A 16,333-nucleotide genomic window follows, 5' to 3' on the forward strand; every position below is an offset into this window, starting at 1 on the left:
TTTTTCCTTTTGCTACTTCTTTTCCTTGTTCGTTATAAATTGTAAACTCTGCATTTGGCAGTTTCGTATTTCCATCTGCTACATCTACTTTTGTTATTTCTAGTTCACCTTTTACATTTTCATTTTTTAACTCTAATACAGCAGTTTCACCCGTTTTCACTTCAATTTTTTTAACATTGCTGTCTAACACATATCCAGCTGGCGCTTGAATTTCTTTTACGTTATATATACCGATTGGAAGATTCCCTAACTCCGCAATCCCCTTATCATTTGTAGTAACATTTTGTTTAAAGGTTTCATTAGAAACTTCAAAGATAGCCCCTTTTAATACTTCCTTCTGTTCTCCTAATTTCATAATCTTTAAAGATCCTACTGATTCCCAGTTTACGATTAAATCTGTACTGATTTTCTCACTATTTCTTTGTAGCAATATCGTTGTGTTTTGAATTTTCCCCGAACCTTTAAAAGCAATTGCCTGTAAATTTGTTAAAGTAGATTTCACTTTCATTTTAAAATTCCCACTAATCGTATCTTTCGGGATTATAATTTTGAATTTTTCGTTAATTGATAGTGTACTTTTCTCTTCTCCTTGTTCATTTACAATTCGAATGCCTTTAGGAGCACTTTCAGGAAGAATTGTATAGGAACCAGAAACTGCATTTGTTTGAATTGCATAAAACCCTGTTTCTAAATAATCGCCTTTTTGTATTGCAGTTTGTGGATCTATAGGATTAACTTTAAAAAATACATCTTGTGATCCAGTTTCTTTTTTCGAAGCCTCTACTAAACGCTTCATAAGATTATGTACTTGTTTATTTTTTGCAACTAAATCTTCTTCAGTTAATTCATTCGCTGCAATCCATACTGCTAATTGTGTAGCATAATGTGCTTCTTCCACTGTAGCTACACCTAATTCAGATGGGCTTTTTTGAGGATACCCATTAAGTAAAACACGATATACAGCATCCGATGTTTTTCCCATCTCAGGTAAATCATCTCCATTAGGAGAACGTAAATCAGGCGTTAAACAATACGCAATACTACCCGAAGCAGTTTTAATTATTTCCGTCTTTATTTCACGATCTTTTGCTTTACTATAACTCCAATCCATTTCATATGTTTCTCTGTTCATTACTTCTGCCTTTACTTGTGGCATTCCAATTCCTAACAAAATAATAAGAGCACTTAAAAAACTAAACCATTTTCCTACCATCTTTCGTTCCACTCTCTCCACCACCATATATAAATTTCTACATGAAGCAATCTTACTGTTTCATTGTACTTATAGTGAAAAAAAGAGAATAGGTGGTTTTTTTGTAACATATCGTCGAAATGTTGAGAAAATTAAACAGATAAACTACGAGTTTTGGATTTCTCATTTTCATTTTACTATCGATAAATAAAGATAATTTGTGCTCAACCCTTTAAACATAATAAAAAGGCACTTTCAAAAGTACCTTTCAAATTTGCTAAAATTATATTCCTTTATATCTTTATATAACCATTTTAAAAATAACTACTATTACTTATTCTTCTCCTTTATCTCCGTCAATAGCTCAATGATTTTCTCATTTTGCTCCACTTGTTTCTCTGAATTTTGATAGATGAAACGGATCCACCTAAAAACAAACACGACTACAAATATCGGTAGTAGCGCCAATATAGCTCCAACTACATCATATGCCATTTTCTATCACCTCGCTATATACCCCCTTCTCCATTCATTCACTAAAACCTGCAATTTTTTATAAATAAAAAAAGAACCTATCAAACGATAGATTCTTCTTTCCCAAACTGAGTAGAACGCCCTCTCGTAATAGAGAAAATCGCACAAAGCAGTGCCAATATTATAAAACCGCCGCCTACCCACGCATTATTTATAACAGATGATTTCTCAATAACAACTCCGCCTACTGTTGAACCGAGCGCAATACCTAAGTGAAGTGCGGAGTTATTTAAGCCTTGCTGAATACCAGCTGATTCCGGCGCAATCTCAATTAAATAATTTTGCTGTGCAGGTGAAATCGCCCAGCTTAGCATACTCCAAATTCCCATCATAATAATAAATAGTGGGAATGAGAATGTCATCATTGGCAACATAAAGATTGCACATGCAAATACGATAATGATGGAAATAATACTTTTCTTCGATCCCCATTTATCAGCAAGCCATCCACCGAAGCCACCGCCGATTACTGCTGCGATTCCGAAAATAAAGTAAAACACGCTAATCCAGTTCGCTTCAACATGCATGACATCTTTTAAAAACGGTGTTAAATATGCATACAGTGTTAAATGCCCCGTTAAAAATAAAAATGATGTTAACTGTGCACTTACAATTTTTTTATCTTTTAAAGTAGCAATTTGCTCTCTTATTGATAATACTGATGTCGCTGGTACTTTCGTTAAGAACAACGAAATACAAGCAATTGCCATAACTGTTAATATCGAAATTAGCACAAATGGCGCACGCCATCCATATGCATTTCCTAGTACAAGACCGAGCGGTACTCCAAGTACGAGTGATCCGCTAATCCCCATGAAAATGATTCCAATCGCACGCGCACGAAAATGCTGTTCTACTACACTAGAAGCAAGTGTTACCGATAGTGCAATAATAAGCGATCCACTCGCTGCACAAATTACTCTCGAGAGCATTAACATCCCGTAATTCACACTAAATGCCGAAACGATATTTCCAATTAAGAAAATTGATAATGCCACAACATACAATTTTTTTCTTTCAACCTTACCTGTTAATGCCAATAAAACAGGCCCTGATAGAGCGAATACTACTGAAAATATTGTAATAAGCTGACCAGCTGCACTAATCGACACACCTAAATCATTGGCAACTAAATCAAGCGTTCCTCCTATAATTAGCTCAACCGTCCCGACTACGAAAGCCGCAATAGCTAAAATATATACACGAAAATTCAAGTCTTTCCCCACGCTTTCTTTTAGGTTACTACCGCTATAGTAACCTAAAAGAAAAGTGGACGCAAGTATAATTTTTTCACAATAAAAAGGCAGGCGTATTATACGCCTGCCTTCCAATCATTAAACTCCACTTTCTTTCTTCTTATTTAAATACCAATACACCGGCAGTCCAGTAAATACAATTCCAATTGATAAGAAACAACTTACCGGATCGTTAATAATCGCACTACCAATTACAAAGAGCGAACCTAAAATCGCAACGATCGGTACAATTGGGAATAGCGGTACACTATATGCACGCTCTTTATCCTTGTTACGTTTTCGTAAAATGAATACACCAATAAATGTCATTACATAGAAAATATAAATAATAAATACGGAAATCTCAGATAGCTTATTCGGATCACTAATAATCATTAAAATAATTCCTAAAATGATTTCAGCAGTAATCGCATTTGCTGGTGTTTTGAATCTCGGATTTTCTTTTGCAATAAACTTAGAAAATGGAAGTTGTCCACGCTCTGCCATCGACATCGGAATACGTGGGAACGTTAAAATCTTTCCATTTAAACAACCGAAAATAGAAATAATAATACCGATACTAATAATTTTCCCGCCATATTCTCCAAGTAACATGCCCGCAGCTGTCGCTGTTGCGTTTTCTCCAAGGTCTACAATTTTCGCTGCTGGTAATACATTTAATAACGCTAAGTTAATTAATACGTAGGCAGCTGTTACAATTAAAATCCCAACCGTCATTGCTTTCGGTAATAACTTTGTTGGATTCTTCATTTCTCCGCCAATAGAAGCAAGTAAAATCCAGCCATCATAAGCAAATAAAGTTGCTAAAATTGCCATCCCAATACTTTGATTTTCTGATATCGGTACAACTACGTTGAAGATATCACTATTCCCTTTCCAAAAACCTAACACAACAATTAATACAATCGGAATCATCTTCCCAATTGTCGTGATTGTTTGAACGATACCTCCGTATTTTGTTCCCATACTATTTACAACGCCTAGGAACACAACTGTTCCAATTGCGATTGGTAAATTCCATACTTTATCTAAATAGAAAAAATTAATCATTAAAGAACTAAAGTACAAACCTAATGTTCCAATAATAGCTGGTCCATAAACAATCGTTTGCATCCAACCTGATAAATAACCCCAAAAGCTTCCGTAAATCTCCTCTAAATACGTATACAACCCACCATTTTTCGGAATTTGTGCTCCAATTTCGGCTACTGTTAAACCACTTGCTAACGTCAACAAACCACCAATTACCCAAGCAAGAATAGCCATATTAGAACTCCCTGAGTAATCTAATACGCTCCCTGGTTTCATAAACACACCAGACCCAATAATAGTTCCTACTACGATAGAAAGTGCTACTGTTAAACCAATTTTATTTTTCTCATCATGATGCATGCTGCGTATCCTCCTTCCAATTCTAGTGTGATGCAAAAATGAAATAAAAAAACACTCCTCCCTAAAAAAGGGACGAGTGTTATATTCGTGGTTCCACCCTTGTTTCAATTCGTAAAGTTACACACTTCACCAATTTCTCAAGTCTAAATAACGGTTTTTGCCGGCAAGCAATTACTAGGTATCCGTTCACTGCTGCAGTTCAGAGGTGGTAATCAATTTCCCCGTATTAGGAAGCTCACAGCCAAAGGCTTCCCTCTCTGAGAATCGTAAAAAACTGATCATGTCCTCATCATCACTTCTTGATGTCGAATTTTGTAGTTATTGTTCATTATATTGAATTGTTAGAAAAAATCAATATATATTTTATATAACATAAGAAATATTTCTCTCCTTATATTATAACAGAAGATACTACATTTCTCTAATCTCCTCTTCCATGAACGACATGAGATGGTACATAAAAATATATCGGCGATTTTCAAAACACATCGATTATCCAACAAAAAACGACAATAATAAGAGGAGGCTGTTCCAAAGACAGCCCCCTCGCATATGTACCTTTCGGTTGCCCACACGAAAGATACAACATAGTTCAATTATTTATCTTCGTTTTTCATAAAAAACTTATGATGTGGCAGATCAACATTCAATGCCGCTAGTTGTTTCTTTTCATTTTCTAGAATCGCTTTCGCTTTTTCTTTTGTTGCTGCATCTAAGTTCGCAAAGATGTCTTCATGCTTCTCTTTCTCAGGAAGTTTCACACCTAATTTTGTTAATTCCTCTTTCGCTTGCTCACGAGTTAATTTCCCGGACTTTTCTTGCTCTAAAATTGACTTCGCTTTTGCTTTTGTCGCCTCATCTAATCCTGCAAACATGTCCTTGTGATTACCCTTTTCTGGGGATTTCACACCTAGTTTTGTCAATTCCTCTTTTGCCTGTTCACGAGTTAGTTTCCCGGATTTTTCTTGTTCTAAAATTGACTTCGCTTTTGCTTTTGTTGCTTCATCTAATCCTGCAAACATGTCCTTGTGATTACCCTTTTCTGGGGATTTTACACCTAGTTTTGTCAATTCCTCTTTTGCCTGTTCACGAGTTAGTTTCCCGGATTTTTCTTGTTCTAAAATCGACTTCGCTTTTGCTTTTGTTGCTTCATCTAATCCTGCAAACATATCCTTGTGATTACCCTTTTCTGGGGATTTCACACCTAGTTTTGTCAATTCCTCTTTTGCCTGTTCACGAGTTAGTTTCCCGGATTTTTCTTGCTCTAAAATTGATTTTGATTTTGCTTTTGTCGCTTCATCTAATCCCGCAAACATGTCCTTGTGCTTATCCTTCTCTGGGAATTTCACACCTAGTCCCTCTAATTGTTTCTTTGTATCATCCATAATTGTTTTCACTTTTTGTTTCGTTGCCTCATCTAAATTCTTCTTCGCAGTTCCTTTTGTAACTTGCTCAGCTGCTGGGGTATTAGTTGCCGCAAACGCCGGTACACCAACTCCTCCTATAATTCCAAATGATAGAGCACCTGCAATTGCTAAATACCCAACTGTTTTCTTCTTCATAGGAAATTTCCTCCTTCATATTTCTAAAGCATGTACACTTTCGTATACAATGCCAATAGTAATGTTGATTTCTTAAAATTTCCTTAACGAGTTAAAAAAAATACACCGCTCATCACGAGCGGTGTATTTCTAAGCTTTTTGTAATTGTAATTCTTCACGTTCCATTACTTTTCTTAATACAATTGTTTGTGTCATTGTAAATAAGTTACCTGTAATCCAATACAACACAAGTCCTGACGGTGCCGCAAATCCCATAAATAAAATCATTGCCGGCATCATAATTTGCTGTATTTTCAGCATTTGTACTTGCTCTCCAGGCGTTATATTAGATTGAAACACCTTCATCTGGATAAATGTTGTGAACGCTGCAACAATCGGTAATATATGATATGGATCTGCATGTCCTAAGTTCACCCATAAAAACGAAGATGTACGAATCTCTTCAGTTCGGCTAATCGCATAATACAAAGCAGAGAAAATTGGCATTTGTATAAAGATTGGCCAGCACCCAGCTAACGGATTCCAACCGCCTGATTTCATTAGTTCTGACATTTCTTTTTGATACTGCTTTTGTTTTTCAAGATCTTTACTCACATCACCGTGTTTCTTTTTCAGCTTCTGTAATTCAGGTTGCATCTTTTTCATTTTCGCTTGACTGCGATATTGCGAAACAGCTAATGGAATCATTGCTGAACGAACAACAAGTGTAATGACAATGATAGCAATCCCGAAACTTCCACCAGGTATATGATGAGCAACAAATTGAATCATAAACGAGATTGGATATACAAAATAATGGTTCCAAATCCCCGTACTATGTGAATCAATTGTGCCTGCATTACTGCAGCCAGATAAAACAAAAACAAGTAATAATGATAAACTAATGAGCGCAGCTCGGTATGATTTTAACATGTTCATTCCTCCAATGTTTCGTAATTAATTAGCGAAACATTGGTGTATACGGACCTACCTCGTCACTCTCTCCACTCGATTCTTGTCTGCGAACAGAACGAATCATTCCATATTTATAAAAAATAGAAAATAGCGGTACATTTCCTATACCCTCTTCACATGTATCAACTAGTTTAAAAGCTCTCTGTCTACCACTCGATGCTTGCTGGCGTACGAAACGAGAAACGTTAGCAAGAAAAAAGACTTCTAATAAACAAAGCGCTGTCGTTACAAACGATATATATAGAATTGCATCCTGCAATAAAAATTCCATCGCTTCACATCCTTAATAAAGTCATTTTAGCACATTCAACAAACATTCTCTATTTCCTTTTATTTTCAAAAAAGAATTTTGCATATTTTCTCAAAAAAACTATGCTAGAAAATCAATGTATTCGCTTTCTTTAGTATATTCACACACATCTTTGAATAGGTTTAATTTGTTAGAAATTTATAAAATTTTTGCATTATAATAAAACTATTGCCAGTTTTTGAAAAAAGCTTTATTCTCTTCTTGTAATCAAAAATGAATATGGAGATGAAACATACTATGGGTCAACTAGGAGACGCCGATTACGTTCCCGACACCGCCTTTTTATCCTTCCCAGCAGCTAAAACATTTCACCTAGAATTTATAATACAGTTGATTGTTATTTTTATAGCTTCTATTTTGTATGCAATTTCTATGAATATGTTTTTTATCCCGCATAATATGATTAGCGGTGGATTCGCTGGCGTAGGGATGATTATCGGTTATTTAATGCACTACAATATCGGTGCACTTATCTTTTTACTAAACATTCCTCTTCTTATTTTAAGTTACTTTTACTTAGGAAAGAAGACAACCTTTTTAACAGCATACTTTGTAGCTATATCATCTTTAGCGATGAATATTATCCCGGTACATCAAGTTTCAGACGATATTTTATTATCTTCTGTATTCGGTGGTGTCATCTGCGGCGCGTCCTCAGGAATTATATTCCGATTTGCTTCTTCAACAGGTGGTTTTGATGTTGTTGGATTGATTGTAGCGAAACATCGCGATGTTTCAATTGGAGCAATCATCTTTGGATTCAACTTAATTTTACTTGTTGCAGCAGGATTTATTTTCGGATGGGATATTACACTTTATACGTTAATTAGCCGGTTTGTAGTCAGCAAAGTAATTGATGCTGTGCATACGAAACATATTAAATTAACGATAATGACAGTTACAGAAAAAGGCGAGGAAATAAAAAGCGCACTACTACATCGCGGCATACGTGGCGTAACAATGGTAGATGCTGTCGGCGGCTATACAAACCATAAGAAAAAAATGATTTACACTGTCGTAACTCGCTACGAGTTAGGCGAAATGAAACGTATCATTCGCCAAGTAGACAATCGAGCATTTATGAATATTACTGAAACCGTTGAAATTGTTGGACGTTTCAAACGTATATAAAAAGGCGCAAGGAACTACAATTCCTTGCGCTTTTTATTTTTTACACTTATTACAAAATCAGATAATTCTATTATTATGCGCTCAAATATGTTATAATACAAAAAAGCACGTATAGACTTTGGGAGTTTCTCTTTAGAAACGCGAAGCCAGGTATACACAAATCAACATAGTTACTCTTCAATATCCTTTTAACAATTCACTTCAATATACTATACCTACCTTGTTAACTTCCAAATCATCTTATTACATAGGGAGATGAACATATGAATCAATATATACGATATACAATAGCTATCTTGTTTGCCATCATCGGCGGCGTAATCTGCTTCTGGACAAACACTCAGCTTGGAGAGAATATCATCTTTAATGGAATCGAAACACTTGTAAGCGCTTCAATTTTAGGTGGATACATTTTCTTCCTCTTCAATCCAGAAGAAAATGCTCAAAAAACAATGTTATTAACAATGATCGGAATCGTTGGCGGATGTATTTCCTACTCAATGACAAACTATACATTACCACTTCAATTAAGCTCAGCTTTCTTCCACGGTCTTTGGACTTGGTTTATTGCATTCTGCCTAGCAGACGTATTCAACCTATTACAAGACCACGAAGAAGAAAATGGTCAACAAATTGAAAGTAACTCGTAAGCTGGAAGATATTCTTCCAGCTTTTTTAGATTGGTTTGCATACCCCACTTAGTATTTACCGAAATATATCAACGATTTTTTCATTATATCGATGCTTAACTCCTATCTATATACCCCCGCTTGGAATTCGAAACGAAACATGTGCCCCGCCTCGCACCTTACTATTTTCTACCTGTATTTTACCGCCATGCTTCTCAACAATTGTCTTGGCAATATATAAACCAAGTCCAAAATGCTCCTTACTTCCTGAGCGTGACTGATCTCCCTGATAAAAACGTTGCAATACTTTTTTCAAATCTCCTTCTTGGAAACCAGGTCCTGAATCATATACATGAAAATCTATTGTGTCATGCCAAGCACATACTTTAACGAGCATCTTCCCTGACACCGGCGTAAACCGAACTGAATTCATTACGATATTATCCATTACTTGACTGATCCGCTCTTGGTCAAATACTAAACTCTGTATATCCTCATTATTTTCAAAGGTAACATCCCACTCAATCTCTTTTTTCCTAGCTATACATTCATATTATTCTAGTTTTTTTAGAAAGAATGGATTTATATGCACTTTATTTAAACGTAATTGAAACGAGAAACTTTCTAACTCATTTACTGTTTGAAACTCCTCAAGAAGTTTTGTCATTCTGTTTGTGTTTCGTTCAATCGTTTGTAAATACCGATGCAACAAGTCTTCGTTTTTCCATAAGCCACTTTGCAAGCCTTCTGTATGACCTTGCACAATCGTTAGCGGCGTTTTCAAATCGTGAGAAATTGCTCTAATGTATTCTCTTCTTTCTTCTTCTAACTCCCACTGCCGTGACAAACTAGTAGCTAATGCTGCACGCATATCTTCAAATGAACCGACTAATTCACCAATCTCATTTTGTGCGTTGTATTCTAAATGAAAATCTAGATCCTGCTCTTGAATTCTTTTTGAAGCCTCTGATAATTCAGCGAGTGGTTTCTTTATTCTTTTCCCCATTCGGTTTGAAACGATGTAGGATAAAATTGTAATGTATATAAAGGGTGAGGCTAAAAATAAGATTACCAACAAGAAATCAACCGACGAGGCGGTTGACAGCGTCAAATGATAATTAAGCCCTATTGCTCCCTGTAGCTCTCCATCCTTATCCACTAAAGGCAGATATGTCGTAACTTCATTATCATCATCTTCCTCATGAATATTCGTATTAATAACACTCAAAATCGGTCTCTCATTTGTTATCAATTTTGTTTTATATGTACCATAAGAAATATCTCCTTGCCTATTAACAATTTGATATTGAATGCCCTCTCTAGGGACAACTTTCTCTAATTCATTTCGCTCTTTCTCATTTAACAATAGCGTGCCTTTATCTTTTACGTATTCTTTTATCATAGGAATTTTCTGCTCATAATAATTTGCAGGAAATACTTTCCCACTCTTCGTTAGCCAATACCAACCACTAGCCGCCGTTAAAACTGTCAGTATTAAACTACCAATTAAAACTATTAAAAAACCAATTACTAGCTGTTGTTTAATTCGTAGCCTTTGCATCAATTCTGTACACTCCACTTATATCCGATTCCCCATACAGTTTGAATATATGTATATTCTCTGTCATATACACCAAGCTTTGTTCTAATTTTCTTGATATGCTCAACTACAGTAGAAACATCACTTTCACTATCATATCCCCAAATCTTTTCAAACAGCTGCTCTTTCGTCAAAACTTGGCCGGTATGAAGTGCTAACATTTTCACGACTTCATACTCCTTTTTTGTAAAGTGAATTTTTTCTTTGCCTAATATTATTTCATAACTCTGCAAATCTATTACTAAATCGCCATAACGCAGAAAATTCTTTTGCCCCATCATTTTCAATTCTGTCGTACGGCGTAAATTGGCAACAATTCTCGCTTTCAACTCTTTTAAACTAAACGGCTTATTAATATAATCGTCTCCACCAATCAATAAACCTTCTATACGAGACTGCTCACTACTATCTGCACTTAAAAATAATATAGGGCATGTATAGAACTCTCTCATCTTCTCGCACACTTTAAATCCATTCATATCCGGCAACATAACATCTAAAATAATGAGATCCACGCTACTATCCAATTTTTCCAAAGCCTCTTCACCACTTAATGCACTTCTTACTTCATACCCTTCCATGACAAGACTATCTTTAATAAATGTAAGAATATCCGGTTCATCATCTACAAGTAATACTTTGCCCGCCACGGTAATTCCCTCCTAATTAAATACATCTTTTTTACGCCAGCTAAACATAGCTGCTATTGCACATCCTCCTAAAATTGTACCATTTATTAGGTAAAATGTTACTTTCCCCTCACTTAATATTCTTAGAATTGATTCGCTTCCAATTACAAAATAACTTATTTCTTCATTCACATACAAACCAGCTACTAGTAAACCAACTATCACAAAATACGTAATAATAGCGTTTTGAAACCAAAGACTTACAAAGCTACTCAACATTAATAAAGCACTTGCGATAAACCATAATATTAAATAATATTTTAGAGTATATAAAATAGAGGCACCTGTCCCATAAATGACTTGTTTATCCAAAAAGAATGTCTCCTCTGCATGCCTTATAAAAAATGTTCCATATACATAACTCTCTATAAATGCTATTAACAAAAACAAACTTACGATACTCATTTGAGTAATCCATTTTGCCAATAATAATTCCCATCTACTTACCGGACGGATCATGATAAGACGATATGCGCCAGATGAAATTTCACTATTAAAGCTATCAATAAATAAAATCGGAAAAATTAATAAGAATAGAGTAAAATACCATTCTCTTGTAACTGCGACAGGAAAGTTCAAATTACTTAAGATTGCTTCCGTCCCTTTTGTATCGTAAATAGCAACTCCAAAAGTATGAACCCATACACTGTGCAAAATAAGTAGCAGGCCAAAAATAACAATTAATACTTTCGTCTTCTTCCTATCAAAAATCCGTTCAAATTCACTTATAAGTATTTGTCCCATTCTTCACACCTCACACAAAATTATCTTTTTTTCCTATCCAATAAACTGTTACAGTGTTACAAACAACAATGTATATAAGTAAAATTACAGATCCAAAAAAGATCATTCGTGAACTACCAGATAAAGATATAGCAATTCCTTCATGTTGTAATTTAATTAAAGAAGAATAATTAATATAAAGAAAAGCCGGTGATTTCCCTATCACTAACGCCATCGCTGGGTATCCAAAAGAAAATATAATGAATCCCATCCCAAGAAGGGTTGCACTTGTTGTCGATTTACTTATAACCGATAGCATAATTAATATGCTAGCCATCGCTATTAAGGTAAGATAAGCAATTCCATAATAAGAAATACAGTATAAGAAAACGCCAAGTGCATTCATTTTTTCCGTATGATAAAACAAAAGAATGCTCGGTTCATGCTCAAAGAAAATGTAGCCAATACAATAACTACAAATAAAATAGGCACCTATAAATAGCAAACTTACTGTTAATACCGTAATTATTTTCGCAATAAGAACCTCAGAATACGTGTATGACCTTTGGATTATCATCCGAATTTGACCGCTATGATATTCTTGAGCAAACACAAGGACAATCAAAACGAGTAAAACGAGATTACATATACTCATAAGCATTTCAGACAATGAAAGTACGGGGAATGAATTTGCATATGTATAATCAACCGCTATCCTTTCTACCTCTTGATTATGTTTCAAATAATACTTCGCAGCCCCAAGTAACATTACCGGTATCATCAAAAAACAAAGCCATGTTACTTTCTTCGCCCAAAGCCGCTCCCATTCAGAGCGTACTAGCCTCATCATGAACTCATCATCTCCACGAAAATATCCTCTAACTCTTTATTTTCACCTTGCAGCTCTTCTGTCGTTCCACGCCAAATAAGTGATCCTTCCCGAATCATGACCCACGAGTCACACATAAGTTCCAATTCACGAATTAAATGACTAGAAATAAAAAAAGTAATTCCCTTCTCACGCTGTAAGTCGAGTACAATTTTACGAAGTTGCTTAATTCCAACTGGATCTAATCCATTAGACGGTTCATCCAAAATGATAAAATCTGGCTCCCCAAGAAGTGCCTGTGCAATCCCTAAACGCTGTTTCATCCCTAACGAATACGTACCAACTTTATCGTCCGCACGATTTTCTAAACCAACGATTTCTAACACTTGCTGCACTTTTTTTTCAAGAACTTCTCCACCCGCATTTAATGTAATCCTTCCCAAATTCCTTAAATTTTTTCGTCCCGACATATAAGGAAAGAAAATTGGAGCCTCTACAATTGCTCCTACATACTGAAGAGCCTCTTTCCGATTCTTTTGCACGCTCATTCCATTAATGAAAACCTCTCCTTCATTTGGTCGAATCAGCCCCATAATCGTCCGAATAAGTGTCGTCTTCCCAGAACCATTCGGACCAACAAAACCACAAATTTCATTTTTATAAATAGAAAAAGACATATGACTTAGCAACGTTCTTCCCTTAACCCTCTTCGTCACATCTCTTACTTCTAAAACCGCTTTTTTCATCCTTACCGCCTCCTTACTACAAGAATAGAAGGTAAAAATAAACAATTTATAAACAAATAAAAAGAAGTTACCCCACGGCAACTTCTTTTCCACATACCCCACTTAGTATTTATTAAAATATATCAACGATTTTTCAAATATATCGATCATTTCTCCACTTATATCAACGATTTTTTCATTATATCGACGCTTCGATACAGGATATCGATGTACCGACACTCTTCGACATCTTAAACGCACAACATACCCTATCCCCCAAGTAACTTACTGCCGAACTCTACGATTAAAAAGATAACTAATAGGATCGCGAGTATCTTTAATGCTACATATGCTACTTTAAAAACAGCATAAATAAGCAAGACTATCAAAATAATCGTTAAAATTTCCATATTTACTTCCTCCAAGCTTTGCTCTTCTTATCTCATTTTACTCGCCTCAGACTTTTTATGGAACGGCATAAGATGACATATAAAAAAGAGGATACCTTATCCATCGTAAGATACCCTTTCCTTCAACTGCTCGAACCATTCTCGCTCTAGTCGCCAAAAGCCCATTTCACTCTTTTCACTATTCTTCAATTCTTTATCCGCTTCTTTCATATAAATGCAGCAAGCTTCCACATTATTCTCTAAATATTTAAGAATTACTTGTGTACGGTAATATCCATATAAGTCCATTTTTGTAATTGCCTTTGCGTGTTCCTTCGCCTCTTGCAGAGAAAGGCTTTTCTTCTGATAAAGTACTCTATATAAAAGATACCAACTATGAAAACTGCCAACGAAATATTTATTTTCTTTCGTTACAGGTAGTTGAACAATTTGTTCTAAATACGGTATCGCTCTTTCCATTCCCTCTTGATCAGATCGAGCAAAAAAGACGAGCATGAGTCCACTCATGATATCTCTTATATCTTTATCCTCTTTTAATTTTTCTTCGCTTATTTCTATTAAACTCTCATCCCAATCTTTCGGCCTTTTATAGCTTAATAACTCGCCCGATACTTGAATGTTATATAAATGTTGCTTAGCCTTTTCATCATCTTTAATTAAAATGAGAAATTGCATGCCATCGCTTAATAGCGTTCCCTTTATTGGAATTGCTGTGACGACAAAGATTGCAAGGTGTAACACAGAAAAGTATAAAAGCATGTGGTAATAACTCACCATATATATGTAACCTGATACAATGCCGAATACGAAACTCGTTAATGGTCCACTTAAAGTCATCCATGCCCATTTTCTTGAAAGGTTCGGTGTGTATGGAGAAGGCGGCACCAGCATTGCAACGCCTCCAACATACATCCACATTTTATTTTCTCTAATTCGTATTTTTCCCGTTTCTTTTTGGACAGTAATGGGGCCTACTGTCATAAATTTAAATTCCAAACCACCTATCAAACCAAATATTACATGCCCTAATTCATGGATAGCTAACACTAACAATGCAATTCCAAAAAACGTCCATATTTCAATGACTTGCTGTACTTTTTCTATTCGAATAACTCCATATAAAACGGAGCAAACAAGGGCAACAAACATTGAAAAGGCAGGTCTTCTTAAAATGTCCAACGTTTTTCTCCCCTTCGCTTTACTCTCCATCTCCATCTTCCCCCTCCACTAATGTAAATATCTCCTCTACCGGCGCCCTAAAAATCTGTGCGATTTTTAGCGATAACACAATAGATGGCGCATAATCTCCGCGCTCAATTAAACTAATGGTTTGCCGTGATGAGCCAATCGCTTCCCCTAAATCCCCTTGTGATAAACGATGCTTTGCTCGAAATTCCCTCACTCGATTTCGAAGCTTCATGTCTTACCTCTTTTTCATTTATCCAATTAAAATTGTAAATAATATCCTTATTTTCTTCAATTATAATTGACAAAGCAACTTCTATATTATTACATCCATACCCTATATAATGAACATGGAATATTAAACATGCGAGGTGACATATGAATAAAACATCTATCTTTTCTTATATTCTCACTAAACTTACAGCAGCTTGCTTATTATCTTTATTACTTACTAGTCTCACACTCTCCGGCGGTAGCGGGCTAACAAGATATAAATTTTTGACCGGATTACATGAACTACTCTTTACTTTACCTACACTTGTTATTGTTTCTTATGCAATCCTTTGTTCCGTTTTCATTGATAAAGTAAAATTTAAAAATCATAGCACCTTAAAAAAAGTATGTCTTTACATTCTTTGCGGTTATTTATTCTTTCTTCCATTCCTAATTTTTAAAGAAACAAATTTTCTCTTTGTACTTTTTGCAGGATCTATCGGAGCAATTTTTTCTGTTTTTTTCTATCTATGCACACTTATAACGAAAAAATTTATATGGATTGGATATATCATTCCTATTGTTATCTTGATTACACTCATCACTATTAACTTCGTTGATGTCACACAGAAGGAGCAATGGACCGAGAAAAGAACCCAAAACTCTTTCGAAGCATCTTTTCAACATTTCAGTGGTAAACATAAAATCCCAATTGAACTAAAACGGGGTGACATATTAGAATTTACCATTGAATCACCATCTGAAAATCCGAATGCCTACATGGGAGACATAAAAATGTCTAGTGAATTTCAAGAGGAAGAAAACTATTTAGCTTCAAACGGTCCTAATACGTACCAATTCGCGGCAATTAAAACAGGAACTTATTACATTATAGTTAGTGGAAATAAGTTAAAAGGAAAGTTGAAAGTAGATTGGAACATAAAATAAAAAGGCAGTGCCCAAAAGCACTGCCTTCCTAAATTCTGACATAGAATGGAT

19 protein-coding genes and 1 other annotated feature are annotated in these 16,333 nt (G+C 35.3%); of the genes, 3 read left to right on the top strand and 16 right to left on the bottom strand.

The genetic code is table 11. The features are described from left to right. From BAU28_RS03390 to BAU28_RS03420, 7 genes are all read right to left on the bottom strand, one after another. The coding region (locus tag BAU28_RS03390; RefSeq protein ID WP_116500280.1) for a SpaA isopeptide-forming pilin-related protein at positions 1–1,225 on the bottom strand (1,225 nt) is incomplete at its 3' end. Positions 1,226–1,522: 297 nt separating this feature from the next. After that, the gene (locus BAU28_RS30320; RefSeq protein WP_071717743.1) at positions 1,523–1,687 is read right to left on the bottom strand and encodes a hypothetical protein; all 165 of its coding nucleotides are present in this window, start codon (positions 1,685–1,687) and stop codon (positions 1,523–1,525) included. A gap of 80 nt (positions 1,688–1,767) precedes the next feature. After that, positions 1,768–2,952 (bottom strand): MFS transporter, encoded by a 1,185-nt coding sequence (locus BAU28_RS03400; RefSeq protein WP_116500286.1) that lies wholly within the window; start codon positions 2,950–2,952, stop codon positions 1,768–1,770. A gap of 108 nt (positions 2,953–3,060) precedes the next feature. Beyond that, positions 3,061–4,374 (bottom strand): APC family permease, encoded by a 1,314-nt coding sequence (locus tag BAU28_RS03405; protein WP_071717745.1) that lies wholly within the window; start codon positions 4,372–4,374, stop codon positions 3,061–3,063. Between the two features lie 65 nt (positions 4,375–4,439). Continuing rightward, positions 4,440–4,676, bottom strand: a binding site (T-box leader). A gap of 294 nt (positions 4,677–4,970) precedes the next feature. Beyond that, positions 4,971–5,936: a hypothetical protein gene (locus BAU28_RS03410; RefSeq protein ID WP_071717746.1), complete on the bottom strand. Its 966-nt coding sequence runs from the start codon at positions 5,934–5,936 to the stop codon at positions 4,971–4,973. Positions 5,937–6,065: 129 nt separating this feature from the next. Beyond that, positions 6,066–6,848 carry a membrane protein insertase YidC gene (locus tag BAU28_RS03415; protein WP_071717747.1) on the bottom strand — a complete coding sequence of 261 codons (783 nt, stop codon included), beginning with the start codon at positions 6,846–6,848 and terminating at the stop codon, positions 6,066–6,068. Between the two features lie 28 nt (positions 6,849–6,876). Continuing rightward, on the bottom strand, positions 6,877–7,161 hold the full coding sequence (locus BAU28_RS03420) for a hypothetical protein (protein ID WP_025148284.1): 285 nt from the start codon (positions 7,159–7,161) through the stop codon (positions 6,877–6,879). 276 nt (positions 7,162–7,437) lie between these two features. On the opposite strand from BAU28_RS03420, the gene BAU28_RS03425 reads away from it, so the two are divergent. After that, positions 7,438–8,331, top strand: coding sequence for a YitT family protein (locus BAU28_RS03425; protein ID WP_048375405.1), 894 nt, complete (start codon positions 7,438–7,440; stop codon positions 8,329–8,331). Between the two features lie 263 nt (positions 8,332–8,594). Beyond that, positions 8,595–8,981: a DUF3938 domain-containing protein gene (locus BAU28_RS03430; RefSeq protein WP_002174092.1), complete on the top strand. Its 387-nt coding sequence runs from the start codon at positions 8,595–8,597 to the stop codon at positions 8,979–8,981. 106 nt (positions 8,982–9,087) lie between these two features. Here BAU28_RS03430 and BAU28_RS30835 read toward each other — a convergent pair whose 3' ends face one another. From BAU28_RS30835 to BAU28_RS03475, 9 genes are all read right to left on the bottom strand, one after another. After that, positions 9,088–9,504, bottom strand: a complete 417-nt coding sequence (locus tag BAU28_RS30835) for a sensor histidine kinase (RefSeq protein ID WP_338061963.1) — start codon at positions 9,502–9,504, stop codon at positions 9,088–9,090. Between the two features lie 9 nt (positions 9,505–9,513). Beyond that, positions 9,514–10,521 (bottom strand): histidine kinase dimerization/phospho-acceptor domain-containing protein, encoded by a 1,008-nt coding sequence (locus BAU28_RS03435; protein WP_244158064.1) that lies wholly within the window; start codon positions 10,519–10,521, stop codon positions 9,514–9,516. Then, entirely contained in the window at positions 10,521–11,210 is a 690-nt protein-coding gene (locus tag BAU28_RS03440; protein ID WP_048375409.1) for a response regulator transcription factor, read from the bottom strand. Before BAU28_RS03440 ends, BAU28_RS03435 begins: the two co-directional genes overlap by 1 nt. A gap of 12 nt (positions 11,211–11,222) precedes the next feature. Then, positions 11,223–11,993 (bottom strand): ABC transporter permease, encoded by a 771-nt coding sequence (locus BAU28_RS03445; protein WP_071717748.1) that lies wholly within the window; start codon positions 11,991–11,993, stop codon positions 11,223–11,225. Between the two features lie 10 nt (positions 11,994–12,003). Then, positions 12,004–12,822 (bottom strand): ABC-2 transporter permease, encoded by an 819-nt coding sequence (locus BAU28_RS03450; RefSeq protein ID WP_071717749.1) that lies wholly within the window; start codon positions 12,820–12,822, stop codon positions 12,004–12,006. Further along, complete coding sequence (locus tag BAU28_RS03455; RefSeq protein ID WP_071717750.1) at positions 12,819–13,547, bottom strand: ABC transporter ATP-binding protein; 729 nt, start codon at positions 13,545–13,547, stop codon at positions 12,819–12,821. Before BAU28_RS03455 ends, BAU28_RS03450 begins: the two co-directional genes overlap by 4 nt. Before the next feature lie 248 nt (positions 13,548–13,795). Continuing rightward, positions 13,796–13,936, bottom strand: coding sequence for a DUF3985 family protein (locus tag BAU28_RS03465; RefSeq protein WP_000404783.1), 141 nt, complete (start codon positions 13,934–13,936; stop codon positions 13,796–13,798). 96 nt (positions 13,937–14,032) lie between these two features. Continuing rightward, complete coding sequence (locus BAU28_RS03470) at positions 14,033–15,115, bottom strand: M50 family metallopeptidase (RefSeq protein WP_083594520.1); 1,083 nt, start codon at positions 15,113–15,115, stop codon at positions 14,033–14,035. A gap of 19 nt (positions 15,116–15,134) precedes the next feature. Then, on the bottom strand, positions 15,135–15,356 hold the full coding sequence (locus tag BAU28_RS03475) for a helix-turn-helix transcriptional regulator (RefSeq protein ID WP_071717752.1): 222 nt from the start codon (positions 15,354–15,356) through the stop codon (positions 15,135–15,137). 143 nt (positions 15,357–15,499) lie between these two features. Between BAU28_RS03475 and BAU28_RS03480 the strand changes: the two genes are divergently transcribed. Further along, a complete protein-coding gene (locus tag BAU28_RS03480; protein WP_071717753.1) occupies positions 15,500–16,282 on the top strand; it encodes a PPC domain-containing protein in 783 nt (260 codons plus the stop codon). Positions 16,283–16,333: the final 51 nt, after the last annotated feature.

The organism is Bacillus paramycoides (assembly GCF_001884235.1).
In the GTDB taxonomy this organism is placed as follows: Bacteria; Bacillota; Bacilli; order Bacillales; family Bacillaceae_G; genus Bacillus_A; species Bacillus_A paramycoides.

Bases quoted from the DNA above. Each gene is read 5' to 3' on its own strand.
- BAU28_RS03480 (WP_071717753.1), top strand. From the start codon at position 15,500: ATGAATAAAACATCTATCTTTTCTTATATTCTCACTAAACTTACAGCA.
- BAU28_RS03415 (WP_071717747.1), bottom strand. From the start codon at position 6,848: ATGTTAAAATCATACCGAGCTGCGCTCATTAGTTTATCATTATTACTT.
- BAU28_RS03425 (WP_048375405.1), top strand. From the start codon at position 7,438: ATGGGTCAACTAGGAGACGCCGATTACGTTCCCGACACCGCCTTTTTA.
- BAU28_RS30320 (WP_071717743.1), bottom strand. From the start codon at position 1,687: ATGGCATATGATGTAGTTGGAGCTATATTGGCGCTACTACCGATATTT.
- BAU28_RS03410 (WP_071717746.1), bottom strand. From the start codon at position 5,936: ATGAAGAAGAAAACAGTTGGGTATTTAGCAATTGCAGGTGCTCTATCA.
- BAU28_RS03455 (WP_071717750.1), bottom strand. From the start codon at position 13,547: ATGAAAAAAGCGGTTTTAGAAGTAAGAGATGTGACGAAGAGGGTTAAG.
- BAU28_RS03465 (WP_000404783.1), bottom strand. From the start codon at position 13,936: ATGGAAATTTTAACGATTATTTTGATAGTCTTGCTTATTTATGCTGTT.
- BAU28_RS03430 (WP_002174092.1), top strand. From the start codon at position 8,595: ATGAATCAATATATACGATATACAATAGCTATCTTGTTTGCCATCATC.
- BAU28_RS03435 (WP_244158064.1), bottom strand. From the start codon at position 10,521: ATGCAAAGGCTACGAATTAAACAACAGCTAGTAATTGGTTTTTTAATA.
- BAU28_RS03475 (WP_071717752.1), bottom strand. From the start codon at position 15,356: ATGAAGCTTCGAAATCGAGTGAGGGAATTTCGAGCAAAGCATCGTTTA.
- BAU28_RS03420 (WP_025148284.1), bottom strand. From the start codon at position 7,161: ATGGAATTTTTATTGCAGGATGCAATTCTATATATATCGTTTGTAACG.
- BAU28_RS03445 (WP_071717748.1), bottom strand. From the start codon at position 11,993: ATGGGACAAATACTTATAAGTGAATTTGAACGGATTTTTGATAGGAAG.
- BAU28_RS03450 (WP_071717749.1), bottom strand. From the start codon at position 12,822: ATGATGAGGCTAGTACGCTCTGAATGGGAGCGGCTTTGGGCGAAGAAA.
- BAU28_RS03405 (WP_071717745.1), bottom strand. From the start codon at position 4,374: ATGCATCATGATGAGAAAAATAAAATTGGTTTAACAGTAGCACTTTCT.